Below are 25,706 nucleotides of genomic sequence, written 5' to 3' on the forward strand. Positions count from 1 at the left end.
CTTCCGGCAGAAGGCGCCGGACGCTTTCATTTCTTGCCATCAGTCGGCCTCCTGCAGCCCCTCCTCACGCACCTTGCGGAAGCGCGGCGATACAATCGACAGGAGGAGCAGGAAGGCAACGATCAGCGTGCCGAGACTGAGCGGGCTCGTGAAGAAGACCGTCGCGTCGCCATGGGAGATCAGAAGCGCCCGTCGCAGATACTCTTCGGCCATCGGGCCGAGGATCATCGCGAGAATGAGAGGCGCAGGTTCTGCCCCAATTTTCTTGAAGAAATATCCGAGCACGCCGAACAGGGCCATCATGTAAACATCGAAGACGTTGTTGTTGATGCTGTAGACGCCGATCGCGATGAAGACGCAGATCACCGGGAACAGAAAATGATAAGGCACCGAGATCAGCCTGGCCCACATGCCGACAAGCGGAAGGTTGAGAAACAGCAGCATGAGGTTACCGAGCCACATGGAAACGACAAGGCCCCAGAACAGGGCTGGCTGTTGCGTCAGGATTTCAGGCCCCGGCTGGACACCCTGAACCACCAGCGCACCGATCATCAGCGCCATGGTCGCGGTTCCGGGAAGGCCGAGCGTCAGCATCGGGATGAAACAGGTTTGCGCCGCGGCATTGTTGGCGGCCTCGGGTGCCGCAACGCCTTCGATCGCTCCCTTGCCGAATTGCTCGGGATGCCGGGAAATCTTCTTCTCCAGCGCATAGGCTGAAAAGGAGGCGAGCAATACCCCTGCGCCCGGCAGCACGCCGAGCAATACGCCGATGCCGGTGCCGCGCAGGATCGGCGCGGACATTCGGCGCCAATCGTCCGCAGTCGGAAACAGGCTGCTGACCGTCGCCACGCTGGCGACCCGGTTCCGCTCGTTCTCCAGATTTGCAAGAACATCGCCCAGACCGAATATGCCGGTCGCGACGACCACGAAATCCAGCCCGTCCAGGAGGTTGGCGGAATCGAATGTGTAGCGCGCGGCCCCGGAATTGACGTCGGTTCCGATCATGCCGAGAAGAACGCCGAACAGCGCCATGCCAAAAGCCGTGAGCAGGGAACCGCTCGTCAGCACCATCGACGTGATCAGGCCGAGCACGATCAGCGAGAAGTATTCCGCAGGTCCGAACGTCAGGGCGAAACTTGCAAGAAGCGGCGCCGATATCGCGATGAAAAGCGTGCCGACCGTACCGGCGAAGAAGCTGCCGATCGCCGCCGCCGCCAATGCCCGTCCGGCCTTTCCCTGCTTGGCCATTTCATGGCCATCCAGCGTCGTGACGACGGACGAAGCCTCGCCGGGAATGTTCATCAGGATGGCCGTGGTCGAGCCGCCATACTGGGAACCATAAAAAATGCCCGCCAGCATGATCAGCGCCGTGTCGATCGGCAGTCCGAACGTGAAGGGCAGCAGCATAGAAATGGTGGCAATGGGCCCAAGGCCAGGCAGCACACCGACGGCCGTGCCGAGAAACACGCCGAAAAAACAGTAGAGGAAGTTCTCCGGCGTGGTCGCCGTCGAAAATCCAAGCAGAAGTCCGTTGAATATATCCATGTCAAACTCCTGCGATGTCTATAGGCCAAGGCCCTGCAGCCAGTTTCCGACAATCGGAACAGGCAGGCCGAGCAGTTCCACGAAAAGGACCGAACAGAACGCGGCAAAAGCAGCCGCCCCTGCGAAGGCTCTCCAGTCGAGCCGGAATTTTTCGCTCGTCGTGGCGCTGACGACCGTCAGCAGGAAGACGGCGATCGGCAGACCGAGCGGTTCGACGACCAGGCCAAAGATCAGGATCGCGAGGGAAACCACGACGATCGGCTTCCAGCCGATTTCCGGTATCGCTCCAAGGGTCAGCCGCGATCGGAACAGAACCAGAATGCCCGTGAGAACGAGCAGGCTCGATACGATGACAGGAAAATAACCCGGCCCCATCCGACTGGATGTCCCGAACGGATAGCTTGCCGCCATCACTGCCGACCCGACACCGATGGTGGTAAAAAACAGTCCCAGTAAAACGTCCTGGCTAAGCTTCATCCGAGCTCCTCACCTCAGAAGAAGTGGCACGCTATCGTAAGATACCCGATGCATGGTCCATCTCTTGAGAATGGACCATGATCATCAACGCACCACGAAACGTGCTCACATGGTTGATCAATACAAAGCTGGTGAAGGCTGGCAACGCGGCAATGACGATGTTTCACCAGACGAAGACGGCCGAAGCGGCGTGTCGCAGAATAGCGCGCGACGTTTCGGGCAATTTGCATGCTTGCGTTATAGATGGCGCCCCTCGTCGACAGGAACGACGATGCCGGTCGAACTGGTGAGATGGACGATACAGGCGATAACTGCTCGCGCAACATCATCCGGGGCAGTGATCCTCGCAAGAGGCAGCCTTTCCGCAACCTTCTGCAGCTGGTCTCGGGAACGATTGGGAACGAAATCCGTGTCCACGCCGGCAGGTGAAACGGAAAAGACGCGAATCTTGGGCGCCAGAACCTTGGCAAGCGCAATGGTGAGCGCATCCAGCCCCCCCTTGGCGGCCAGGTATGCAAGACTGCTTCCCACCCCCGTCCGCGCCGCAATGGAAGAGATGTTGACGATCGTCGCGCTGTCGACCTGTTCCAACAAAGGCCGAAATGCCCGGATCATGGCAAATGGTCCTCTCAGATTTATCGTCAACGCTCGATCGAAGATATCATCCGTCAACGCGTCGAAATCGTTTGCCGCAACGGGTGTGGTGGCGCCTCCGCAATTCACCAGGGCATCGAGGCTGCCGAATTTCTCGCCGACGGCGGCGGCTGCCCCGGTGACCGAGGCCGGATCGTCGATCGCGATACGAATTGCAACGTGGCCGCTGCCCTGGAGGCCGTTCACGACCTCCTCCGCCATCTCGCGTCGGCTGTTGTAGCCGACGATGACGGTGCTGCCCATGCTGGCGAGACGTGCCGCTGTCGCCCGCCCGATCCCGCTGTTTCCACCGGTGACGAGCGCGACTTTCGGAATTTTCAGCTCCGGAATTTCGAAGGCAGTCATTTCCCCTCCCGGCAAGACCTCTGCGGTTCCTGCCCATTATCGAAAGCTTGATGAAAATGCGTATCCATCCAGCCATCCCCACTGGTCGAACCCGATCAAGCAGGGACGTCGCCAATCTGCCCGGTCGACGCCCCCACGAAAAGCCCCTCGCCCCAAAGCGGCCGGTGTCGGGATCGCGATCCACAACGGTTTCGCCGGGGTTTCGCCGGCGGCAGCCAATTAGTCGCAATAGTCCTTCAGCGCCGCGGTGGCCGCCGATCGGATAAAGCCATGGTCGCTCGACACCAACATGGCGCTGGCGCCGAGCTCCTTGGCAAAGGTCAGATCTGCCTTACCATTCGGCAACAGCATCAGGGGAACGCCGGCCTCCCGAGCGGCCGCGGCCACCGTGGTGGTGATTTCGGCCACCTTGGCGCCGGCATCGGGATCGTCGCCGAATGATGCGGTAAGATCGCCTCGTCCCACGAACAATGCGTCAATGCCATCAACCCTGGCAATATCGCCTGCATGTTCGACTGCTTCGGCATCCTCGATCATCGCAATGCATGTCACCTGTCGATCCTGCATCGCCATATGCTGCACACCGCCGACCACGCCCCAACCGCTGGCGCGCGTGAGCCCCGCAAACCCGCGGCTGCCGCCTCTATACCGGCAGGCTCTGGCAATCGCCTGGGCCTTCTCAACCGTCGTCACATGCGGGACCATGATGCCGGAGGCACCGCAATCCAGTGCGGAGAGGATATTCGCGTCGCTGAAGTCGCCGACGCGCACGATCGGCGCGATATTCGATGCCCTCGCCGCAAAGATCATCATATCCGTAATGGTGCGATCAAGCGGCGCATGCTCCTGATCGATGACCACGAAGTCGTAGCCAACCGCCCCCAGGATCTCGACCACCTGGGTGGTCGGAAGCTTGAGGAACGTGCCGAGCATCCGATCTCGCGCCAGCAAACGATCGCGGAAGGAACTGAAGTGAGGACGTTGGTTGGTCATTGAGCCTGCCTTTCGATAGCTGCTGCCTATACGCTGCGGACGCAACTACGAAGCCAATAGCCGTACCGTTTCTCGCTGCGGAACGCCGCCTGCGGCCGCCTGTACGTTTCTAGGCGCGAAACGGCCGCCGATAAGAATTGTGATCGGCGGCTTCCGGTGCGAGCGAATACGCGAACCCTCATGGTCGATAGACGACCGCACTCAGCAAGGAAGGCGACGCTTGGCCGATCCCACAATCATCACCTGTGCCGTTACCGGCAATATAACGAGCCCTTCGCAGACGCCCTATCTGCCGATCACGCCGGAACAAATCGCCAATGCCTGCCTGGAGGCTACCCGCGCCGGCGCGGCCATCGTCCATATCCATGTCAGGCATCCCGACGGCAGACCGAGCATGGAACTTTCCCACTACCGGGAGGTCGTCGAGCGCCTTCGGGCGGCCGACGATGACGTCATCATCAACCTCACCACCGGTCCTGGCGGTCGCTTCATCCCGAGCGAAGACGACCCGAAGACTGCCGCGCCGGGGACGACCCTGCTGCGGCCGGAACTTCGCGTCGAACATATCGCCTCGTTGCGACCGGAGATCTGCAGCCTCGACTTCAACACGATGTATTCCGGGACATCGGTGGTCATCAACACGCCGCGCAACCTGGCGATCATGGCCGATATCATTCGAAATGCCGGCGTCCTCCCCGAACTCGAAGTGTTCGATACGGGCGACATACAGCTTGCCAATCATTTCCTGCAGGAGGGGCGGCTCGATGGCCCGGCGCTTTTCCAGATCGTGCTCGGCGTTCGTTACGGCGCGATCGCCACGCCCGAAACCCTTCTCTATATGAAATCGCTTCTCCCGACGGGATCGCATTGGGCCGCTTTCGGCGTGGGGCGCTTCGAGTTCCCGATGCTGGCGCAGGCCTGGCTGGCGGGTGGACATGTCCGCGTCGGCCTGGAGGACAACATCTATCTCGAAAAAGGCGTGCTGGCCGAGAGCAACACGGTCCTTGTCCAAAAGGCCGTGCGAATCGTGAAGGAGCTCGGAGGCACGATCGCCACGGTGGGTGAGACGCGCGAAATCCTGAAGCTGAAAAAACAGCTTCCAATGGCGAGCTGAAACACATCCGAAGCAAGGGAGATAAAGATGTACGTCCAAAGCGACCCGCGGTCGAGCCTGCAGGGCAGTGCCGCGCAGAAGGATGCCGTGGCGCATACCAGCTACTTCGGCTCTCAGACCGGCCTTTTCTATCAGCAAGACCCACAGGTCAGCGATGCCAACGGCGACACCTGGATCAGTCGCGGGCAGAACTTCGTCGTCGTCTATAGCAACGGCAAGGAAGGCGGCACCTTTTCAAGAGAAACCCAGCCTGACGAATATGCGCTGATCATCCCGGACAGGGAGACCTCGGTCGAGATTACGACGGCGCGAGGAAGCACGATCGTTCCGGGTTATTCCGTGGCCTTTGTGCCGCCTGGGGCAAGCTCGATCCGACTGCTGACCTCCGGCACGATCGTCCGGTTATTCACTCCGAAATCGGAGGACCTGGCAAAGGCGGCATCCAACGCCGATGCCTTTAACGGGCCGCACCCCAACGTGCCGCCGTTCGAAGCCTGGCCCGAACCGCCCGGCGGCCTCAAGTTGAAGTGGTATACCCTGGACGTGCCCGAAGATCCCTCCCGATTCGGGCGGATCTATCGCTGCACGACCTTCATGATTAACTATCTCACCCCGCGGATCGGCCCCCGCGAGCGCGACAAGGTCTCGCCCCATCATCACGATGATTTCGAACAATGCTCGCTGGCGCTCAGCGGCAGCTTTACCCATCATCTACGTTGGCCGTGGGCGACCAACATGAATATCTGGCGTGAAGACGAACATCTCTACTGCGAGTCGCCTTCGATCTGCGTCATTCCGCCACCCGCCATCCATACGACGACGGCGGAATCTGCCGGCGTCAATCAGCTGGTGGATATCTTTGCACCGCCGCGGGCGGATTTCTCGGCAAAACCGGGCTGGGTTCTGAACGAAGAAGACTATCCGCTGCCCGAAAGCTGAAGATTGGTCGGGCGGCGGCATCCACTGCCGCCCGACCGATCTCGGGAGTATCATGATCCGGGGCGGGGCACAGGAACGGTCTCGGCAAGCGCCGGATCGACCGCCAGCACAACCTTGCCGATCTGCCGGTTTTCGTCGAGGATGGTATGGGCGGCCTGAACCTGCGAGAACGGGACGATCTCGTGGATACGGGTCACGATAAGCCCGCTCTCGAGCAACGGCCAGACCTGATCGACCAACTCCCTGGCGATTTGCCCCTTGTAGGAAGCAGGTCTTGGCCGCAGCGTCGAACCGGTGATCGTCAGCCTACGACGCACAAGCGCACGAATGTCCACCTCCGCGGTCGGCCCCTGATGGCTCGCGATGAAAACCAGACGTCCGTCGTTTTTCAGCAGGTCCAACTGGCGTTGCGTGTCAGGTCCGGCCTGACCATCGAGGATCACATCGACCCCGTCGCCGCCTGTCAACGCACGGATTTCCTCGTCCCACCGGCCACGGTAATCCAATGTCGCCCGCGCACCGAGAGCGCCGCAGACGGCTCGTTTCTCGTCGCTGCCGGCCGTAGCGAAAAGCGTGGCATTGCGCAGGTGTCGAGCAATCTGGATGCCAGCCATTCCCACTCCGCTCGTCCCGCCGTGGACCAGCAGCGTCTCCCCGTTCCCGAGCCGGGCAAGCCATATCAAGTTGTTCCAGGCGGTAAAAAAGGCCTCCGGCAGCGATGCCGCTTCGACGTAGCTGAAGCCACGCGGAATCGGCATGCACTGAACCGCCGGAGCAACGCAGTATTGCGCATAGCCTCCGCCGTTGACCAGTGCGCAGACCGCGTCTCCAATCTGGAGCGCGTCAACGCCGTCGCCCACGTCTTCGACCATGCCGGAGACGTCGAGGCCGATGATCGGGGAGGCGTCCGGCGGGGCTGGATAAAGCCCCCGCCGTTGCTGCACGTCGGGACGATTAACCCCGGCGGCGAAGACCCGTATCAAAACCTCTCCCGACCTTGGCCGCGGACGCGGCTGTTCGGCGATCTGAAGAACTTCCGGCCCGCCGGTCTTCTCGATCAGGACAGCCTGCATGGTTTCGACCGCGGCACCCACGTTCAGCCGGTCAATCCAAGCAGGCGGGCGGGATTGTCTGCGACCATGATCCGCACCTCCGCCTCGCTGAAACCGAGCGCCAGGCAAAGCTTGATGGCCTGACGCATGCCTTCCACCGGCGTCGGATTGTCCACCTGTCCGAGGTCGGACCCGATCGAGGAATGTTCGACGCCGGCCGCAAGAATATGCTCCCTGAACTCCTCGGGCGTGTAGGTGTTGAAGCGGGAATCCACATAAAGCCCAGCGGACTGCTCGATCAATGCGCCTAGCCTGGCCAGGTCGCGGACGTCTTCATACGTAAAATGCAGGCCGTACATGGGATGGTTGACGAGCAACCGCTTGACACCACGTGACCGCGCCTCGTCGAAGAGTTTCCAGATTTCCCATACATGCAGGTGGCCCGACGAGAGGATCACATCGAATTCGGCGATGAGGTCGAGAATCTGCTTCACCTCGTCGAGGATCTTTCCATAGGGGTCGACAACGGTGAGCGCCGGAGAGGGCCGGAGCTCAACATTGGTTGCCAGCCGCGTCTTGCGATGCGCGCTGCGGATATGGTTGCCCGCCTGCGCCGTCGGCATCCAGATCAGCTTGGCACCCATCTTCAACTGAGCGTCGACGACGAACGGGTTCAGCCCTCCTGTCGAATTGTTGAGAACCAGGCCGCTGAACATCGACAGCCCGCGGTCTCCGAACAAACGCTCCATCATCGGAATGACGGGCGCCACCGAATAGTGGTGATCCTTAAACAACACGGCGCGCATCCCGGCCGCCGCCGCCTCGTCGGCCGCCTCCATGTGGTCGAGCTTCCGCGGCATGGTCGACGGGCCGGAATGGACGTGAAGGTCGATGGCGCCCTTCAACAGACCATTGGCCACGCCGTCGTCTATGCCAGCGATAAGCTGCCGGACTTGTTCCCTATTGCGGTTTGCATCGTCTGCCGAAGCCATGGTCTTCCCCTGTAATCAACTAGGCTCTGGTAAAGCGTGACCCCGGGAAACGACAACTTGTCTTGGCTGTCGTTCCGCGTTACGAAACGGTCGCCAAGATGCTACGGGAGGAGGATCCATGGGCATTCGAGCTGTCGAACGCGCGATGACCGTTCTGCAGGAACTCAACCTGCAGCCCATCAACACGATCGCGCAACTGCACGCCCGGACGAAACTTCCCAAGCCCACTCTCGTGCGCATCCTGCGCACTCTCGAAGATGCGGGATATGTCGAGAACGATCCCCGGCAGGGCGGCTATCACGTCAGCGCGCTAGTAACCTCCTTAAGTTCCGGTTTTCACAAGGATCCTCTGGTCGTGGAAGCCGGGCGCGCATGGGCGATCGCAATGACCCGGCAGCACAAGTGGCCGGTGGCGATTGCGTTGCCGGACTATGACAGGATGGTGGTACGTTTCAGCACCGTGCCGGACAGTTTCATTTCGCCGTTCCACAGCACGGTCAACAAGCGGTTGAACCTTCTCACCCGCGGCCTCGGCCTTGCCTATCTGGCTTTTCTGGACAAGGAAGAATTCGAACTGATCATCGGTGTCCTGAAGCGCTCGGACGATCCGGAGAACGCCCTTAGCCATCATCCCGACGAGCTGAAGAGGCTCGTGGGAAGGGTGCACGAAAATGGATATGCCGTCAGGTCATCGCTGGTGGAGCCGAAAAACTCCAACACGATTGCCGTACCCATCATCGGTCAAGGCGATCGGGTGCTGGCGAGCATCGGTTTGACCTACTTCAAATCGGCATTCAAGTCGGAGCAGGAAGCTTGCGAGCGGTATGCCCCCATCCTGAAATCCGCGGCAAAAGCAATTTCGGAGGATCTGGATCGCCTCTCGAACCAACTTGCAGTCTGATTGCTTCGATCTTTCGCTCTGCTCTTAAACGCGGCATCGCAATCAGCCGCCCCGAACCGATCCGCGCCAAACCAGTTCGGCGTGCATCTTCTGAGAGTTGCCAAGTTCCGCGGGCAGGCGGTCAAGCCAGGCTACGGCTTCGGTCGCTATTCGATCGATCGGCTGGGCAAATGTGGTGAGGTTGTAGGAAGACCAGGACGACTGCTCGATGTCGTCGAAGCCGATGACGCAGACATCCGAGGGGATGACGAGGTTGAACTGGTGGCGGGCCGCATCCATCAGCCCACAGGCCAGCAGGTCGTTGACGCAGAAGATCGCATCCGGCCGCTTTTCGCGGGTGAGAAGCCGCTGCGCCAGCACAGCGCCGCTCTGGTAGGTCGTCGGGCCGAAACGCTCCACCGTAACCTCGAACCCATGTTCGCGGCCGGCGGCGCAGAACCCCTCCTCGCGCGCCATCAGGCTTGGTGTCATCGCCTCTGAATTGGCAAAGGCGAAACTGCGACAACCGGCGCGCAACAGCGCGATGAAGGCGCGTCGCGCCGCCTGCCGGTCATTGAGGTTGATCATCAGCGCGCCCTCCCGATCCTCGTCACGGTTGATGAGCACGAGGCGCTGGCCGCTCTTCAGGCAGAGGTCGGTGATCGATTTGTCGGGCATCCCGGAGAGAATGATTGAGGCATCGGCGCGATAACTAATCGCCTGCCGCAATGCCTGATCGACGCTATCGTCCGAACGGTCGGTATTGATCAGCATGGCGATCTTCGACGTGACCTGAAGCTGCTGGGTCAGCGCGCGGACGAGCCTGGCGCGATAGGGCGTGTCCATTTCCGACACGATCAGGCAGACGATACCGCTTTCATTGCGCATCAGCCCGCGCGCGAGGTGGTTGACGTGATAACCAAGTTCTTCGGCGGCCTCCGTAACGCGGCGGCGCGTCTCGTCCGACACGCTGGCGCCGGGCGTAAAGGTGCGCGACACAGCGGACCGGGACACCCCTGCCCGATCGGCGACCTCCTTGGCGCTGACGAAAATCTTGCGGCTCATCGCCACCCCTCCCTTGCCCATCTCATGCCTATTTTTGCAAACGAGTGCAACAAATATATGATGGGGGCAACCAATGCTGCTGGAATTCTTCAGCGATAGGTTATTGACAAGCGATGCAAGTACGTGGAACCATTGCACACGCTTGCAAAGCGGGTGATGTGGAGGCGTCACCAAATCTGGGAGGATAAATCATGCGCCTTGCTCTTATGGCTGCGACTGCGCTCGCGGCTGGCCTTATGACGAATGCCACGGCATCCCGTGCGGCTGAAGAACTCAATCTCATCTGTTCCGCGGATGTCGTCATCTGCGAAATGATGCAGCAGATGTTCCAGAAAGAAACCGGCATCCAGGTGAACATGGTCCGCCTGTCGTCCGGCGAAACCTATGCCAAGATACGCGCCGAAGCGCGCAACCCGAAAACCGATATCTGGTGGGCCGGCACGGGCGACCCGCATCTGCAGGCGGCCGCCGAGGGACTGACCCAGGAGTACAAATCGCCGCTGCTCGGAGAGCTCAACGACTGGGCGAAAAAGCAGGCGGAGGCCTCGGGCTTCCGCACGGTCGGCGTTTACGCCGGCGCGCTCGGCTGGGGCTACAATACCGACCGCTTCAAGCAGAAGAACTACAAAGAGCCGAAGTGCTGGGCCGACCTGCTGGATCCTTCCTTCAAGGGTGAGATCCAGATGGCAAATCCGAATTCGTCCGGCACCGCCTATACCGCGCTGGCGACGCTCGTACAGATCATGGGCGAGGACAAGGCCTATGACTACCTGAAGAAGCTTAACGCCAACATCTCGCAATACACCAAGTCCGGCTCGGCTCCGGTCAAGGCCGCGGGCCGCGGCGAAACCGCGATCGGTATCGTTTTCATGCACGATGCCGTGGCTGTGGCCGTGGAAGGCTTCCCCGTAAAGTCGGTCGCGCCATGCGAAGGCACCGGCTACGAAATCGGCTCCATGTCGATCGTCAAGGGCGCCCGCAACATGGAAAACGCCAAGAAGTGGTACGACTGGGCGCTGAAGGCCGATGTGCAGTCGCATATGAAGGAAGCCAAGTCGTTCCAGCTGCCGTCGAATTCCAAGGCAGAAGTCCCGAAGGAATCGCCGAAGTTCTCCGACATCAAGCTGATCGACTATGACTTCACCAAATACGGCGATCCGAACACCCGCAAGAAGCTCCTGGAGCGCTGGGACAAGGAAATCGGCGCGAACGCCAACTGACGTCAATCGTTCCGCCGCGCCAGGGCTCGTCCCGGTGCGGCGGACCTGTTCTCCTGTTAAGCAAGGTCACTGTCGGCCATGGACAATCGCAACCGCAGACTGGACATCGTGCTGGCCATTGCCATCGCGGCCACGATTGTCCTGCCATGGTACCGGATCGAGAAGGGGTTCTTTTCCTTCTCGTGGCTGCCTGACTTTCCCCGCACGGATGCGGTCGCGCCGGGCATTCTGCAGATGACCATCTACGGCCGCTGGTGGTTGCTGGCCGTGCTTTTCGCCCTCGCCGTGGCGCTCGTCGCACGTTTCGTTGCCGATCCCATGGGGCGCGGCGCAATTCTCGCCTGGGCCGGCGGATTCGGCGTGCTGTTTCTCTCCTTGCAGGGCCTTGCGATCGGCGCCACCGGATGGACCTGGACCATAAGCGAAACGTTGTTCGGCCAGATTGTGGGTGGCCAGTCCTCAATGGGCGCCGGTGCGGTTCTTGCTTCGATTTCCTTCGTGCTGATCTTCTCCTTCGGCCTTGCGGAACGCGGCGCCATGCGTGGCGATGCATTCGTCGTTTCGACCATTTCCATGCTTGTCTTCCTCGTCGCCGTCTTCGTCTTCTACCCGATCGGCAGCATGTTCATCGGCGCTTTCCAGGATTTCAACGGTTCGGCGAACTTCGACGGCTTCAGCCGCAATATCGCGGACTCGTCGATCTGGAGCCTCGATTGCCTGATTGGCGGGGCACGCTGCGGGATTGCCTGGCGTACGCTGTTTCTGGCGATCCTGACCGCGGCCGGCTCGACCACCCTCGGGCTCGCCTTTGCGCTGGTTGCGACGCGTACCCGCTTTCCGTTCAAGAAAGGCTTGCGGCTCCTGACCGTATTGCCGATCATCACGCCGCCCTTCGTGATCGGCCTCGCACTCACCCTGCTCTTCGGGCGCGCCGGCGTGGTCACTCAGGAGCTTTCGTCGCTCCTCGGCGTCGAACCGAGCCGCTGGCTCTATGGGCTTACCGGCATCTGGATCGCCCAGGTCCTCTCCTTCACGCCGATCTCCTTCCTGGTGCTGATTGGCGTCGTCGAGGGTGTCAGCCCGTCGATGGAGGAAGCCTCGCAGACCTTGCGTGCCAACCGCTGGCGCACCTTCTGGCGGGTCTCGCTGCCGCTGATGAAGCCGGGCCTCGCCAATGCATTCCTGATCGGTTTCATCGAAAGCATGGCCGATTTCGGCAACCCGCTGGTCCTCGGCGGCAGCCACGGCGTGCTTTCGACCGAAATCTTTTTCGCTGTCGTCGGCTCGCAGAACGATCCGTCCCGCGCCGCCGTGCTTGCCATGATCCTGCTCTGCTTCACGCTGTCGGCTTTCCTTGCCCAACGTGTCTGGCTTTCCGGCAAGAATTTCGCGACCGTCACCGGCAAGGGCGATAGCGGCTCGCACATTGCGCTACCCCGCGGCCTTTCCATCGGCGTCCATGCGATCGTCATTCCGTGGATGATCTTCACGCTGGTCGTCTACGGCATGATCATCTTCGGCGGCTTCGTGAAGACCTGGGGTCTCGACAACACGCTGACGCTCGCCCACTACACCAAGGCCTTCTCCGTCACCATGCGCGACGGATCGATTGCCTGGACGGGCGTCGCCTGGAATTCGTTCTGGACGACGATGGAAATCGCTCTCATCTCGGCTCCGCTCACCGCCGCCGTGGGACTTGCGACTGCCTACGTCATCGTCCGGCAGAAATTCGCCGGCCGTGAATTGTTCGAATTCGCGCTGATGATGAGTTTTGCCATTCCCGGCACGGTTATCGGCATCAGCTACATCATGGCGTTCAACCTGCCGCCGCTCGAAATGACCGGCACGGCGCTGGTTCTCGTGGCCTGCTTCGTGTTCCGCAACATGCCGGTCGGCGTGCGCGGCGGCATCGCTGCCATGAGCCAGCTGGACAAGAGCCTGGACGAGGCCTCGATGACGTTGGGCGCCAACAGCTTTCGTACCATTCGCAAGGTCATCCTGCCGCTCTTGCGGCCGGCTATCACCGCGGCACTGGTTTATTCTTTCGTGCGCGCCATCACCTCGATCAGCGCCGTCGTCTTCCTCGTCAGCGCCCAATACAACATGGCGACGTCCTATATCGTCGGCCTGGTCGAGAACGGCGAATATGGTGTGGCGATCGCCTATTCCTCGATGCTGATCGTGGTGATGATCGGCGTCATCGCCGGCTTCCAGCTGATCGTCGGTGAACGGCGGCTGAGGCGCGAAAACCGCGTCGCCGGCATTGCCAGCCAAACAATCCCCGCCTTTTCCGAGGAGAAAGCCGCATGATGCAAAGTCCTGGTTCGGTCGTCTTTCAAAATGTCCGCAAGACCTTCGGCGCTTTTACCGCCATCCACGACCTGTCGCTGACCGTCGAGCCCGGCACGCTGGTGACGTTGCTCGGACCTTCCGGTTGCGGCAAGACGACGACGTTGCGCATGCTGGCGGGCCTCGAACATCCGACCTCCGGTCGCATCCTGATCGGCGGCAAGGACGTGACCATGTTGCCGGCCAACGAGCGCGACGTCTCCATGGTCTTCCAGTCCTATGCCCTGTTTCCGCATATGACCTCGCTCGACAACGTCGCCTACGGGCTGGAATCCTCCGGGTTGAACAAGAAGGAAGCACGCCAGAAGGCCGAGCACGGGCTCGAGCTCGTCGGCCTTGCCGGCATGGGTCGCCGCCTCCCGGCCGAGCTCTCCGGCGGCCAGCAACAGCGCGTCGCCGTTGCCCGCGCGCTGGTGCTCGAACCGCAGGTGTTATTGCTCGACGAGCCGCTGTCCAATCTCGACGCTCGCCTTCGCCGGCGCGTCCGCACGGAAATCCGCGAGCTGCAGCAGCGGCTGCAGTTCACCGCCGTCTACGTGACCCACGATCAGGACGAGGCGCTGGCCGTCTCCGACAAGATCATCGTCATGAAAGACGGAGAAATTGCCCAGGCCGGCAGCCCGCGCGAACTTTACGAAGCACCGGCTTCGACCTTCATCGCCGACTTCATTGGCGAGGCGAATGTCCTGCCGTGCGAGATCATCGACATTTCGGGCGCGCACGCGACGGTCAGCATCGAGGGCTTGCGGCATGTCGTGCCGGCGCGCGGCGCAAAGACAGGTCGCGGCAAGCTCGCCGTGCGACCGAGCGCGATCACCCTGGAGCCGGCCGAGAGCGCTGCCTTTTCCGGGCGGATCAGCCATGCGGCCTATCTCGGTGATCATATCGAATACGAGGCGGAAACGAGCGGCGGGACGTTGTTCATCGTCGACCCGTCGGTCGACCGTCCCCTTGCCCCCGGGACTCAAGTCGCGATCGGCTTGAAGAACCGGGGGATCGCCATCATCGCGGAATGACGACAAGGATATTGTCATGAATATACATGAACGGGAAATCAGGGACCGACACGCGTTGGCCGAAGAGATCGCATTGGCGGCCGGCAAGGTCGCCTTCGACTATTTCAGCAAGCGCGAGACCCTGGTCATCGAAACCAAGGGCGATCCCCAGGATGTCGTCTCGATCGCCGACCGGGAAGTCGAGAACCTCATTCGCGATCGCGTTTCCCAAAACTTCGCCGAAGACGGATTTCTGGGGGAGGAATATGGTCTGGTCGGGGGAAGCTCCGGTTATACCTGGGTGGTCGATCCGATCGACGGCACAAGCCCCTTCGTCAGCGGCATGCCGAACTGGTGCGTCTCGATCGCCGTGGTGCACGACAAGGTGCCGGTGGTGGGCGTGATCTACGTACCCTGTCACAACGAACTCTATTCTGCCTCTACCGGACAGGGCGCCACGCTCAATGGCAAGCCGCTGTCGCTCGATCCGAAAAAGACCATCCGCAACGCGCTGACAGGGATCGGCGCCAACCATCACGTCACCCCCGCTTCGGTTGCCAAGATCGTCTCCGATCTGCTTGGAGCCGGCGGCAACTTTGTGCGGCTCGGCTCCGGCGCGCTGATGCTCGCCTATGTCGCCGCCGGTCGTCTCGTCGGTTATTACGAACCGTACATGCACGCCTGGGACTGCCTCGGCGGCTACTGCATCGTCAAGGAAGCGGGCGGCTGGTACCTGCCGTTTCCGGCCGAAGGCGAACGGCTGACCAAGGGCGCTCCGGTTCTTGCAGCCGGTCCCGGCGCAATCGAAGACCTGCAACGGATCGCCGGCATCGGCGCGCGAGACATTGCCGCCGCGTAGCCGCACATTCATGACTGACGCCGATAACGAGGTCGTCGAACCAAATTCCGATTCGAGTGCCTTCGGCCGCCCGGCCGGTCGGTGCGAAAGCAACGGCAAGCCGGCGTTCCAATGACCACCAGTTTTGCAAGATCGGCATCCCTTCATCCACAATCGTGTTGTCGGTCTTCGTGGTGCCGACGGGCGGCGGCTACCTATAGGCGAATAAGCGGGAAAACATCTATTCCGCGAATCGACGAATTGTCCTAACCAAGGCGGGCTTTTTGAAGAGGTACTATAACAAGCAGATTGCTTCACCGATGCGACACTAGAGATCAGTCCGATCAACCGTCGAACGACATAGTTGAAAGCCGCCATTATGCCCGCTCTCATTTTGCCGAACCGCCCGCTCTCAATCGCCCGCGACGTTATCTCGACACCTGGAGCTTACTTCTGGTTGGCCCCCATCATTCTCGCACTGGCTGTTTTCCTGGTCCTCTGGCAAGCGCCGGGGGTCCTGCGCGATTTCCAGATCAGCCGGAACCCCTTGGTGATGGACGATGGGGATGTGCAAAACGGGCGATGCACGACCCGCAGGGCCATCTTCACCGATTGCGAGGCGCGGCTCGTCTACAGCTACAACGGACGAAACTACAGCTCTGATGTGGAGATCATGTTCGTAGACTTTCATACGGGAGACTACGAGACGGATCTTGTGATCTCCATCGATCACCCGGAACTGGCGACCATGAGCCTTGGCCTGGACAAGCTCTGGAATCGGATCATCACCCTTGGCCTGTTCACCGCGCTGGTCGGCGGCATGAGCCTGGGAATGCTGTTTCTGGCTCTGCGGATCTGGCATGTCAAACGTCAGCTGCGGCGGCCAGCGCTCCTAAAGCCTGTGCCGGTCGAAATCACCGCTTTCGACCGGAAGCGAAACCTTCTCAATATCACCTACAACGACAAGCTCGCCGGCGATAAGACGGGGCGCTCGGTCTACACGCGGATGAGGGACGGCGAAGAGCCGCTGATTGTCGGCGAAGCGAATGGAAAGGCCGTCGGGCTGGCCGTCAGGCACGGTAATACCGCCTTGCCGGTACTTCTGGATGATCGTCTGCAGCGTATCGGGCTGACTGGAGACGAGCGTGACGCTGCGCTTGCCCCATTCGTGCAGTTTAACGACGGCCAGAGCAGACCGGTGTTGCTCGACGAGGCAAAAAACACCATTTCTGTCGGGAAGCGGCTGCAAATGTTTTTCGGCACCCTGCTGGTGATCGTGGTCGGCGTGTTCGGTTTCTGGCTTTGGTATGTGACCAGTTCGAGCACGCAGTTTCAAAGCCCGGGGATGGACATCAACAACCTGATGCCGGCGCCGTTGAACGAATGGGGATGCGGCCAGCTGAAAAAACGGTTCGGCCATGATCGAGCGCCGTTTGGCTGCGTCGCAAGTGATTATACAAGCTGGAAATAGCAGCCTGGCCGGCGAACGTCTGCTCAGGCAGCATCTTTTGCACACTTAAACCTGGCAATGGCTGCCAGTTATTCAAGTCTGCCGCCCAAGTGGGCATTCGTCTCAGTCCCGTCCGGCTCCATACGGAGCCGGTTAGATTGCCGGCATGGAAGTCCAAGCTCTGTTGCAAGACGGGCTGAGCCCGAAGAGCCGCCGAGCTCGGCAGCTTCGATCAACGTTCGTGGCGCATAGGTGGCCATCGAAGTCGCTATTTCATCGCTTCGAGCAGGGCAGCGATATAACCGTAGCAAAAAGCAAAGGCCACGCCCGTGGGATCGCGGCCGCTTATCGTGGGAACGTGATCCGGCATGATCATGTAGCGATAGCCGACCTCTTTATAAACCTTGAGGGAGCGCACCATGTCCATGTCGCCCTCGTCCGGGAAGGTTTCCATGAAGGAAAGTTTTCCGCCCGCGATGTTACGGAAGTGGACATTGAAGATCTTGCCGCGTGTCCCGAACCAACGAATAATATCGTCGATTTCCTGCCCGGGATTGTCCAGCATTTCGCCGATCGAGCCTTGGCAAAAATTGAGACCGTGATAGGGGCTCTCGCGCATCAGCACGAACTTTTTCAAACCCTCGACGGTGCCGAGCACGCGAGTAACGCCCTTGTAACCGGGCGGGGTGTAAGGATCATGCGGATGGCAGGCAAGCCGCACCTTGTTGCTCTCCGCGACAGGCACCACCCGTTCCAGGAAATAGTCGATCCGCTCCCAGTTTTCGTCTTCGGACAGCACACCCGCCAGGCCTGGTTCGGCCTGCTGGTCAGCTTTGTCCCATCGAAATGCTTCGTTGAGTGACCCGCCTCGCCCCGGTTCCATCTGGGTACGTGGGATGCCGATCAGGTTGAGATTGTATTTCACAGACGGGATTCCGGCCTTCGCCGTTTCCTCGATCAACCTGCACACGGCGTCGATCTGCCGGTCGCGATCGGGGCCTTTGAGGAGGATATCCGGATAGGACGCCTTCTCGATGGGCTGCGAGGGAAGCGGAAGCTGGATCATGTCGAGGATCAGCCCGAAGCTCTCGATCTTGTCGCGATGACGCTCGAGATCTTCCAGCTTCCAGCTCGAAGGCGCGCCGGGCGGGTCTGCGCAGATGTGTTTCAACCCCAATTGAGCGAAAACACGGTAGTCGTCATCATCTCTCGCGCCAACTTGTGTGCCAACATACATTTTAACGTCCTCCCGAGCCTCTCACATATCATACGACCTATTATGATTTTTATCGACTGTCGAGCATCTTCGTGCGGTCCGGCGTTCAGACGGGCGGACGGACATATTACGGGGCCACTTCTCGCCACCGGCAGATAGTCTTTCAGGCTTTTCGCGAGAGATCGCGTGATCACGCGCATTATCAAACGGTTATCCTTGGATAGCTTGCCCTGAAGATCTTCGGGGAGGCTCGCCGAAGGTCCGGAAGTCAGCCTGATGGGCTATTTCGGCAATGCTTGCCATCCCCCATAAAGTCCGCTAAGTCATCATACAACGCTTAAAACAAGCGGCGATGCCCTTGGTCAGCTCTGGGAGGAGTTACAATGAAATATCTTTGCACTCGATTGCTCGTCGGCGCCGCTTTCGCTGTCATGTCGTTCGGCACGCCAGCAGCTTTTGCCGAGACGCCGGCCAATCAGCTTGTTATTGCGACTTCGCTTGCCCAGGTTCTCTCGCTGGATCCGCATCAGGCGACGGAAGCCAAAGCCAACGAGATCATGGCAAACCTCTACGATCGCCTGGTTTCCACCGACGGTTCTGGAAAGATTTCCCCGCAGCTTGCCGAAAAATGGGAGATCGACGACAAGGGCATCACGTTCCATCTGCGCAAGGCGGAATTCGCCTCGGGCAACCCGGTCACCTCCGCGGACGTGGTCTACTCGATTACCCGCCTCCTGAAACTCGACCAGGCCGCCGCCGCCAATCTCAAGCGCGTCGGCTACAACGGCGGCAATGTCGAAAAGCTGGTAACGGCGCCGGACGAGAAGACCGTCCGCATTGACCTTTCCGGCGAGGTCACCTCCGAGCTCCTGCTCTATCGCCTGGCAATGGTCATCGCGAGCGTTGTCGACAGCAAGGAACTGAAGAGCCACGTCGTCAACGACGACTGGGGTAATGCATGGTTGCGCACCAATTCGGCAGGCTCGGGCCCTTTCACGCTGAACAAGTGGACGCCGAACGAGATCGTCATCCTCGATGCGAACAAGAATTACGTCGCAGGGCCGCCCAAGATGCGCCGCGTCATCGTGCGCCATGTGCCTGAGAGCCAGGTCGAGCGGCTGATGCTCGAGCGTGGCGATATCGACATCGCAAGTGCGCTGACCGCGACCGACCTTGCAACCTTCACCGGCAAGCAGGGTTATGAAATCCAGCGCGTCCCAACAGGGGGCTTTTACGTCCTGTCGATGAACGCCAGCAAGGAGCCGCTTTCCAACCCCAAGGTCCGCGAAGCGATTGCCTACGGCATCGACTACAAGGGCATGGAAAAGGCCATCATGGGGCCGTACGGCCGGGCACGCACGGTTCCCGTTCCGGAAAACTTCGAATTTGCCATTCCGAGCCCGGATTGGAAGCTGGACGTGGCAAAGGCAAAGGCGCTGTTGGCCGAAGCCGGATACAAAGACGGCTTCACGGTGAACCTGAAGACGATTGCCCAGACGCCGCGCATCGATCTTGCGACCGCGATCCAGGCGTCGCTCGGCCAGATCGGCGTCAAGGTCAATATCATGCAGGGTAATGGTGCGGATATCATCGCCGCGCACCGGGCGCGCGATTTCGATCTGCTGATCCCGCAGACGGGTGCCTATATGCCGAACGTCCTGGGCGCGATGGAGCAATTCTCGAGCAACCCGGATAATTCGCTGAAGGCCAACAATGCCGGCAACTTCGTATGGCGCTCCGGCTGGGACATTCCCGAACTGACGGCCATCACCGCCAAGGCTGCGCTGGAACCGGATGCGAAGAAGCGCGGCGCCCTTTACGTTCAGATGCAGGAAATGTTCGTTGCCCAGAAGCCTGCTGTTCTGCCGCTCTTCGAACGATATGAGCCGATCGTTCTGACGAGCCGTGTGCAGGGTTATATCGGGCATCCGAGCCAGACGACACGTCTCGAAGGCGTCACGAAGACCGATAAGTAACTTAGCGTCAGATCAGGCAGCCGATCATGAAGGAACTTTCGTTAGCCGAGCTGGGACGACGACTTATCCATCTGATCGTCAGCCTGTTCATCCTGTTGTGCGTCACCTTCGTGATCGGTCGCGTCATGCCGACCGATCCGGTCGGGGCCATTGTCGGCGAACTCGCCGATCCGAAAGCCTACGAGGCCATGCGCGTCAGGCTTGGCCTCGATTTGCCGCTCTACCAGCAATTCTTCGTCTATGTCTGGGGACTGCTGCACGGCGATATGGGCACAGCCATCCTCACCGGTAACGCGGTCACCAAGGACCTGTCCCAGGCATTCCCGGCAACGCTGGAACTTGCAACGCTCGCGGTGTTGATTTCCACTCTGATCGGCGTTCCCCTCGGCCTGGCCGCCGGTCTTTTCAGGGATAGCGCGATCGACAAGTTTGCCCGTGTCTTTGCGCTGGTCGGGCATTCGATCCCGGTCTTCTGGTTCGGTATCGTGGGGTTGGTCATCTTCTATGCCGGCCTCAACCTGGTCGGCGGCCCCGGTCGCGTCGATGTCTTCTATGAAGGCCTGATCGAACCGACCACGGGACTGATGCTCGTCGATAGCCTGCTCGAAGGCGAGACGGACATATTCTGGAACGCCCTGTCGCATATCATCCTGCCGGCCTGCATCCTTGCCTATATGGCCATGGCTTATATCACGCGCATGACCCGGGCATTCACGCTGGAGCAGCTCAATCAGGATTATGTCATCGCCGCGCGCGCCAAGGGCGTCGGTCCGGTCCGCACCGTCATCAGCCACGTCCTGCCCAATATCGCGGTTCAATTGATCACGGTCCTCGCGATTTCTTACGGCAACCTGCTGGAAGGCGCCGTGGTCACCGAGATCGTGTTTTCATGGCCCGGCATCGGTCAGTACATGACCAATGCGCTCATGATCGGCGACATGAACGCAATTCTCGCGGCGACGATCATTGTTGGTTTCATCTTCATGCTCCTGAATTTCATTGCAGACATCGCCTACGCGCTTCTTGATCCGCGCACCCGGGAGGCCGCACGATGAGCAATATCGTTCAGGACGACGCCATCATTCAGCCGCCGGCAATCGGCACCCGGATATGGAACTCGACCTCCCGCATTCTGCGCAAACTCGCCGACGAACCACTTGGCATGGTGGGCTTCATCATCCTCGCCATTCTGGTCGTGGTCGCAATCTTTGCGCCGTGGATCGCACCTTACGATCCCGCGGCCCAGACATTGGGCGACGCGCTTCAGCCTCCGAGCCTCGCGCATCTCGCCGGCACGGACGAATTCGGACGTGATATCTTCAGCCGTCTCGTCTACGGCACGCGCATCACCATCCAGACCGTCTTGTCCGTCTCGGTGATTGTCGGCCCGATCGGCCTCGTCATCGGCGTCGTCGCGGGCTTTTTCGGCGGACGCACCGATGCCATTCTGATGCGGGCCACGGATATAGTCCTGTCGTTTCCGTCACTGATCCTGGCGCTTGCCTTCGCCGCGGCTCTCGGGGCAGGCTTGGGAACCGCGATCGTTGCCATTTCGCTGACGGCCTGGCCGCCGATCGCCCGACTTGCACGCGCGGAAGCACTCGTCGTGCGCAATGCGGATTACGTGGCGGCCGCAAGGCTTTATGGCGCTTCGCCATTGCGCATCCTGTTTCTCTACATCGCCCCGATGTGTATCCCCTCGGTGATCGTGCGGCTGACGCTCAACATGGCAGGCATCATCCTGACGGCCGCGTCCCTTGGCTTCCTCGGTCTCGGCGCGCAGCCGCCGCTGCCGGAATGGGGTGCGATGATTTCCAGCGGGCGAAAATTCATGCTCGATTATTGGTGGGTCGCGGTGATGCCCGGCGTCGCCATTCTGTTGACCAGCCTTGCCTTCAACATCGCCGGAGACACGCTTCGCGATCTATTGGACCCGCGCCATGCCAGATCTTGAGGAAATGCCCGTCCTGTCCGTTCGCGGCCTGAACGTCCGCTTCGGCCGAAACTCCATTCCGGCGGTCTCCAATGTCAGCTTTGATGTGGGGCGGGAGCGCATCGGCATCGTTGGTGAATCCGGTTCGGGCAAATCGACCACCGGCCGCGCCATCATGCGGCTCTTGCCGCAGCGCGCCGGCGTGACCGCCGAGCGAATGGATTTCCTCGGCAGCCCGTTGCTGGAAAAGACCGAACGGCAGATGGGCGCTCTTCGCGGCAAGGATATCGCCCTGATCATGCAGGATCCGCGTTATTCGTTGAACCCTGTCCTAACCATCGGAAAACAGGTTGCCGAGGCTGCAAAGCTGCATCTTGGCGTCGGTGGCAAGGCTGCCGTTGCGCACGCCCGCGACATGCTGGCGAGGGTGCGCATCAACGATCCCGATCGTGTCCTGTCTCTTTACCCGCACCAGATATCCGGCGGCATGGGCCAGCGCGTGATGATCGCGATGATGCTTCTGGCGCGCCCCAAGCTCGTGATCGCCGATGAACCGACGTCTGCGCTCGACGTCAGCGTACGCAAGGACGTTCTGACGCTGCTCGATGAACTGGTGCGGGAGAACAATTCCGGCCTGATCCTCATCAGCCACGACATCCGTATGGTCGCTGCTTTTTGCGAGCGCATTCTGGTCATGTATTCTGGCCGCGTCGTCGAAACGCTGAGCAAGCTCGAAGATGCAGCGCATCCCTACACCCGGGGCCTGATCGCTGCGATGCCTGATCCCAAACATCCCGTCAGACGCCTGAAAGTCCTCGATCGCAAATCGATCGAAGTGGAGACCAATCCATGATCAAGGTCGAAAACCTCGATGTCGTCTATGGCTCCAAGGATAAAAGCAATCATGTCGTTCGCGGTGTCAGTTTCGCCGTGAGCCGCGGCGAAGCGCTCGGCATCGTCGGTGAATCCGGTTGCGGCAAATCGACGGTGCTGCGCTCGCTTGCCGGCCTCGAGGGCGCATGGACTGGATCGATATCGTTTGACGGCAAACCGGTCGGCAAGGTGCGGACACGCGACGAGCTGAAGCTTGCCCAGATGGTGTTTCAGGACCCCTACGGCTCGCTGCATCCACGCCACCGCATCGGCACCGCACTCGCCGAACCCATCAGGTCGATGGGCGCTGGCGACGGTTGGACAAGGGTCGCGGAGGCACTGCAACAGGTCGGCCTGCCGGCGCATTTCGCCGGCCGTTTCCCGCATGAACTCTCCGGCGGCCAGCGTCAGCGCGTAGCGATTGCACGGGCGCTGATCCTGTCACCGCCGATCCTGCTTCTCGACGAACCGACTTCGGCGCTCGATGTCTCGATCCAGGCGGAAGTGCTCAATCTGCTGGCGGACCAGCGGGAGGAGCGCAATCTGACGTTCATTCTCGTCAGTCACGATCTCTCCGTCATCTCCCATATGTGCGATCGGGTCCTCGTCATGCAGAATGGCGTGTTCGTCGACGAACTCACCAAGGCGGATCTGCAGGCGGGCGTGACCCACGCGAGCTATTCCCACGAATTGTTCGACGCAAGTTTTTTGTAGCACCGTGCACTCCGAGCCGACGACGTCTCCGCCGTAGCGAAAGACGCTGTCTATCCGGATCAGGGTGCGAGCTGTGTTTCAGGAGAGGTGTCCACCTGTCCGCGATATTGTCGCGGCGAGCACCCGACCACTCGCTTGAACGCCTTGCTGAAGGCGCTCTCGGACTGGTAGCCGAGCGCCGGCGCGACAACGGAGATGGGATCATTTCCCTTTTCGAGCCGGTCGCAGGCAAGAAGCATGCGCCATCGCGATAGATAGTCGATCGGTGTCTCTCCGACAGTTGCCCTGAAGCGTTCCGCAAATACCGAGCGTGACATGCCAGCTGTCTCGCCAAGCTCCGTCAACGTCCAATGTCTTGCAGGGTCAGCGTGAATGGCCCGAATTGCGCCGCTCAGGCGTTTGTCCGACAAGGCAAAGAACCATCCCGTGCCCTGATGACCGTTTGCGAGATGCATGCGAAGCGCCTGGAGCAGCATCATATGCGCAAGATGTTGCGCCATGAGGTAGCCGCCAGGCTGGTTTAAACGAACTTCCTGCATCATGCGTTCGATCGACCAGCGCAAGGCGTCCCGCTCCGCTTCCTGGCTGAGGTGCACGATGGGCGGCAACATTTCCAGCAGCAGTTCGGCATGATGACCACCGACCGCAAAGCGGGATCCCGTCAGGGAAAACCCACCCCCTCCGTTGATGGTCACCATTCCGCCGGCACGGGCTGGCGGAAAGATCGTGGAGGCACCGATCGAGGGCAGATTGAGGTCGCTTGCAAGCCGGAACGGCAATCCGCGCGGAAGCACAAAGCAGTCACCCTGCTCGAGGCGTACCGGATCGCGGACGCCATCCACGGCCAACCAGCACCCGCCCGACTGGATCACATAACATTTGATCTGGCGTTGCTGGTCGCCGAACCGGACCGACCAATCCCCGCCGGCATCGAAGCCGGACGAAATGGTGCTGCTGGGTTTTAGCAGGGTGAGAAGCTCGGACAGGGGATCCATACGTTTTCCGGACGATCGCGACGATAATCAAGACCATGGAGCATGGATCGTCTGCGAGCAACGCCTTATTTGTTTCGGCGAGCTACGGCGTTGGTCCCGGACCAGGAACGATGTCGACCCCACGAGGACATAAGGAGCCTGCCATGATTGTAGTCACGACCCCTACGGGCGATATCGGCCATCAGCTCGTTGAGAATCTGCTTGAGAACGGCGCCGCCGTACGCGTCATCGTCCGCGATCCATCCAGGCTATCCGATGCCATTCGCAACCGGGTTGAGATCGTTTCGGGTTCCCATGCCGATGCCAATGTCGTGAACCAGGCATTCGAGGGCGCCGACGCAGTCTTTTGGCTGGTGCCTGCCGACTCGAAGGCAGACAGCGTCACGGCCGCCTATGTCGATTTTAGTAAGCCGGCTGCCGAAGCGTTGAAGGCCTGCGGCGTCAAACGCGTCGTCAGCGTCAGTGCGCTCGGTCGAACGACCCCGCTCGCCAACCAGGCCGGCTATGTCACGGCCTCGCTTGCGATGGACGACCTGATCGCTGCCACTGGTGTGAATTTTAGGGCGCTGACCATGCCGTCGTTCATGGACAACACCCTCATGCAGGCTGCGGTGATTAAGGCCCAAGGAGCGTTCTTTTCGCCGATCGACGGCGACCTGAAATTGCCGAGCTGCGCTACCCGCGACATCGCGACCGTCGCAACGCGACTGCTGCTCGACGAGACCTGGACAGGTCAAGAAGAAGTCGCGGTCCTCGGTCCAGAGAACATCTCCTTCAATGACATGGCGGACATCATGTCCGATGTGCTCGGCAGGCCGATACGGTTCCAGCAGATTCCGCTCGACGCCTATAAAGCCCGGTTCTTGCAGTTCGGGTATTCCGAAGCAATGGCCCAGGGAATGACAGACATGGCAGACGCGAAGAACCGCGGCCTCGACCTCGGCGTCGCGCGAAGTGCTGACAACACCACACCCACGAGCTTCCGCCAATGGTGCGAAACGACGCTTCGCCCGGCGATCCTCGATTGAAAGCCGGGCGTCCAATTTAAGGAGACGACCACATGCAGACGACAGGCAACGCTATCCTTCACC

23 protein-coding genes are annotated in these 25,706 nt (G+C 60.5%); 14 read left to right on the plus strand and 9 right to left on the minus strand.

The genetic code is table 11. From position 1 onward, the window contains the following. Positions 1 to 39: 39 nt before the first annotated feature. The 4 genes from AC1DLT_RS03270 to AC1DLT_RS03285 form a co-directional block, all read right to left on the minus strand. Positions 40 to 1,545 carry a tripartite tricarboxylate transporter permease gene (locus tag AC1DLT_RS03270; RefSeq protein WP_477481583.1) on the minus strand — a complete coding sequence of 502 codons (1,506 nt, stop codon included), beginning with the start codon at positions 1,543 to 1,545 and terminating at the stop codon, positions 40 to 42. Positions 1,546 to 1,563: 18 nt separating this feature from the next. Further along, positions 1,564 to 2,022: a tripartite tricarboxylate transporter TctB family protein gene (locus tag AC1DLT_RS03275; RefSeq protein WP_040125555.1), complete on the minus strand. Its 459-nt coding sequence runs from the start codon at positions 2,020 to 2,022 to the stop codon at positions 1,564 to 1,566. Positions 2,023 to 2,259: 237 nt separating this feature from the next. After that, on the minus strand, positions 2,260 to 3,021 hold the full coding sequence (locus tag AC1DLT_RS03280; protein ID WP_477485854.1) for an SDR family NAD(P)-dependent oxidoreductase: 762 nt from the start codon (positions 3,019 to 3,021) through the stop codon (positions 2,260 to 2,262). Between the two features lie 219 nt (positions 3,022 to 3,240). Then, positions 3,241 to 4,059, minus strand: a complete 819-nt coding sequence (locus tag AC1DLT_RS03285) for an HpcH/HpaI aldolase family protein (protein ID WP_477485855.1) — start codon at positions 4,057 to 4,059, stop codon at positions 3,241 to 3,243. 175 nt (positions 4,060 to 4,234) lie between these two features. On the opposite strand from AC1DLT_RS03285, the gene AC1DLT_RS03290 reads away from it, so the two are divergent. Beyond that, positions 4,235 to 5,128: a beta-keto acid cleavage family enzyme gene (locus AC1DLT_RS03290; protein WP_477485856.1), complete on the plus strand. Its 894-nt coding sequence runs from the start codon at positions 4,235 to 4,237 to the stop codon at positions 5,126 to 5,128. A 27-nt stretch (positions 5,129 to 5,155) separates the two neighbouring features. Next, on the plus strand, positions 5,156 to 6,067 hold the full coding sequence (locus AC1DLT_RS03295; protein WP_477485857.1) for a cupin domain-containing protein: 912 nt from the start codon (positions 5,156 to 5,158) through the stop codon (positions 6,065 to 6,067). A gap of 50 nt (positions 6,068 to 6,117) precedes the next feature. Here AC1DLT_RS03295 and AC1DLT_RS03300 read toward each other — a convergent pair whose 3' ends face one another. Both AC1DLT_RS03300 and AC1DLT_RS03305 read right to left on the minus strand, forming a co-directional pair. Continuing rightward, positions 6,118 to 7,161, minus strand: a complete 1,044-nt coding sequence (locus tag AC1DLT_RS03300) for an NAD(P)H-quinone oxidoreductase (RefSeq protein ID WP_477485858.1) — start codon at positions 7,159 to 7,161, stop codon at positions 6,118 to 6,120. A gap of 2 nt (positions 7,162 to 7,163) precedes the next feature. Further along, positions 7,164 to 8,111 carry a DUF6282 family protein gene (locus AC1DLT_RS03305; protein WP_247135215.1) on the minus strand — a complete coding sequence of 316 codons (948 nt, stop codon included), beginning with the start codon at positions 8,109 to 8,111 and terminating at the stop codon, positions 7,164 to 7,166. Between the two features lie 118 nt (positions 8,112 to 8,229). On the opposite strand from AC1DLT_RS03305, the gene AC1DLT_RS03310 reads away from it, so the two are divergent. Continuing rightward, complete coding sequence (locus AC1DLT_RS03310) at positions 8,230 to 9,012, plus strand: helix-turn-helix domain-containing protein (protein ID WP_040125559.1); 783 nt, start codon at positions 8,230 to 8,232, stop codon at positions 9,010 to 9,012. Positions 9,013 to 9,054: 42 nt separating this feature from the next. On the opposite strand, the gene AC1DLT_RS03315 is transcribed toward AC1DLT_RS03310, so the two are convergent. Continuing rightward, on the minus strand, positions 9,055 to 10,056 hold the full coding sequence (locus tag AC1DLT_RS03315; RefSeq protein WP_040125923.1) for a LacI family DNA-binding transcriptional regulator: 1,002 nt from the start codon (positions 10,054 to 10,056) through the stop codon (positions 9,055 to 9,057). 191 nt (positions 10,057 to 10,247) lie between these two features. Here AC1DLT_RS03315 and AC1DLT_RS03320 point away from each other — a divergent pair, with 191 nt between their 5' ends. From AC1DLT_RS03320 to AC1DLT_RS03340, 5 genes are all read left to right on the plus strand, one after another. Continuing rightward, complete coding sequence (locus tag AC1DLT_RS03320; protein ID WP_040125560.1) at positions 10,248 to 11,276, plus strand: ABC transporter substrate-binding protein; 1,029 nt, start codon at positions 10,248 to 10,250, stop codon at positions 11,274 to 11,276. A 78-nt stretch (positions 11,277 to 11,354) separates the two neighbouring features. Then, entirely contained in the window at positions 11,355 to 13,586 is a 2,232-nt protein-coding gene (locus AC1DLT_RS03325) for an ABC transporter permease (RefSeq protein ID WP_040125561.1), read from the plus strand. Next, the gene (locus tag AC1DLT_RS03330) at positions 13,583 to 14,641 is read left to right on the plus strand and encodes an ABC transporter ATP-binding protein (protein WP_040125562.1); all 1,059 of its coding nucleotides are present in this window, start codon (positions 13,583 to 13,585) and stop codon (positions 14,639 to 14,641) included. Before AC1DLT_RS03325 ends, AC1DLT_RS03330 begins: the two co-directional genes overlap by 4 nt. Positions 14,642 to 14,657: 16 nt before the next feature. Further along, positions 14,658 to 15,479 (plus strand): inositol monophosphatase family protein, encoded by an 822-nt coding sequence (locus AC1DLT_RS03335; RefSeq protein WP_477485859.1) that lies wholly within the window; start codon positions 14,658 to 14,660, stop codon positions 15,477 to 15,479. A 358-nt stretch (positions 15,480 to 15,837) separates the two neighbouring features. Continuing rightward, on the plus strand, positions 15,838 to 16,929 hold the full coding sequence (locus AC1DLT_RS03340) for a hypothetical protein (protein WP_247031250.1): 1,092 nt from the start codon (positions 15,838 to 15,840) through the stop codon (positions 16,927 to 16,929). Positions 16,930 to 17,176: 247 nt separating this feature from the next. Here the strand turns inward: AC1DLT_RS03340 and AC1DLT_RS03345 are convergent, their stop codons facing one another. Beyond that, positions 17,177 to 18,145: a mannonate dehydratase gene (locus AC1DLT_RS03345; RefSeq protein ID WP_041366123.1), complete on the minus strand. Its 969-nt coding sequence runs from the start codon at positions 18,143 to 18,145 to the stop codon at positions 17,177 to 17,179. Between the two features lie 410 nt (positions 18,146 to 18,555). On the opposite strand from AC1DLT_RS03345, the gene AC1DLT_RS03350 reads away from it, so the two are divergent. The 5 genes from AC1DLT_RS03350 to AC1DLT_RS03370 are packed head-to-tail and all read left to right on the plus strand — an operon-like array spanning position 18,556 to position 23,620. After that, the gene (locus AC1DLT_RS03350) at positions 18,556 to 20,100 is read left to right on the plus strand and encodes an ABC transporter substrate-binding protein (RefSeq protein ID WP_477485990.1); all 1,545 of its coding nucleotides are present in this window, start codon (positions 18,556 to 18,558) and stop codon (positions 20,098 to 20,100) included. A 26-nt stretch (positions 20,101 to 20,126) separates the two neighbouring features. Then, complete coding sequence (locus AC1DLT_RS03355) at positions 20,127 to 21,155, plus strand: ABC transporter permease (protein ID WP_040125567.1); 1,029 nt, start codon at positions 20,127 to 20,129, stop codon at positions 21,153 to 21,155. After that, positions 21,152 to 22,054 (plus strand): ABC transporter permease, encoded by a 903-nt coding sequence (locus AC1DLT_RS03360; RefSeq protein WP_477485860.1) that lies wholly within the window; start codon positions 21,152 to 21,154, stop codon positions 22,052 to 22,054. Before AC1DLT_RS03355 ends, AC1DLT_RS03360 begins: the two co-directional genes overlap by 4 nt. Next, positions 22,041 to 22,886, plus strand: coding sequence for an ABC transporter ATP-binding protein (locus tag AC1DLT_RS03365; RefSeq protein WP_040125569.1), 846 nt, complete (start codon positions 22,041 to 22,043; stop codon positions 22,884 to 22,886). The genes AC1DLT_RS03360 and AC1DLT_RS03365 overlap by 14 nt, the downstream gene beginning before the upstream one ends. Continuing rightward, the gene (locus AC1DLT_RS03370; protein ID WP_247031208.1) at positions 22,883 to 23,620 is read left to right on the plus strand and encodes an ABC transporter ATP-binding protein; all 738 of its coding nucleotides are present in this window, start codon (positions 22,883 to 22,885) and stop codon (positions 23,618 to 23,620) included. The genes AC1DLT_RS03365 and AC1DLT_RS03370 overlap by 4 nt, the downstream gene beginning before the upstream one ends. Before the next feature lie 59 nt (positions 23,621 to 23,679). On the opposite strand, the gene AC1DLT_RS03375 is transcribed toward AC1DLT_RS03370, so the two are convergent. Continuing rightward, positions 23,680 to 24,615, minus strand: coding sequence for an AraC family transcriptional regulator (locus AC1DLT_RS03375; RefSeq protein ID WP_477485861.1), 936 nt, complete (start codon positions 24,613 to 24,615; stop codon positions 23,680 to 23,682). Between the two features lie 143 nt (positions 24,616 to 24,758). Here AC1DLT_RS03375 and AC1DLT_RS03380 point away from each other — a divergent pair, with 143 nt between their 5' ends. Further along, entirely contained in the window at positions 24,759 to 25,643 is an 885-nt protein-coding gene (locus tag AC1DLT_RS03380; RefSeq protein ID WP_477485862.1) for an NmrA family NAD(P)-binding protein, read from the plus strand. Positions 25,644 to 25,706: the final 63 nt, after the last annotated feature.

It is taken from the genome of Neorhizobium sp. 05N33, assembly GCF_056397445.1.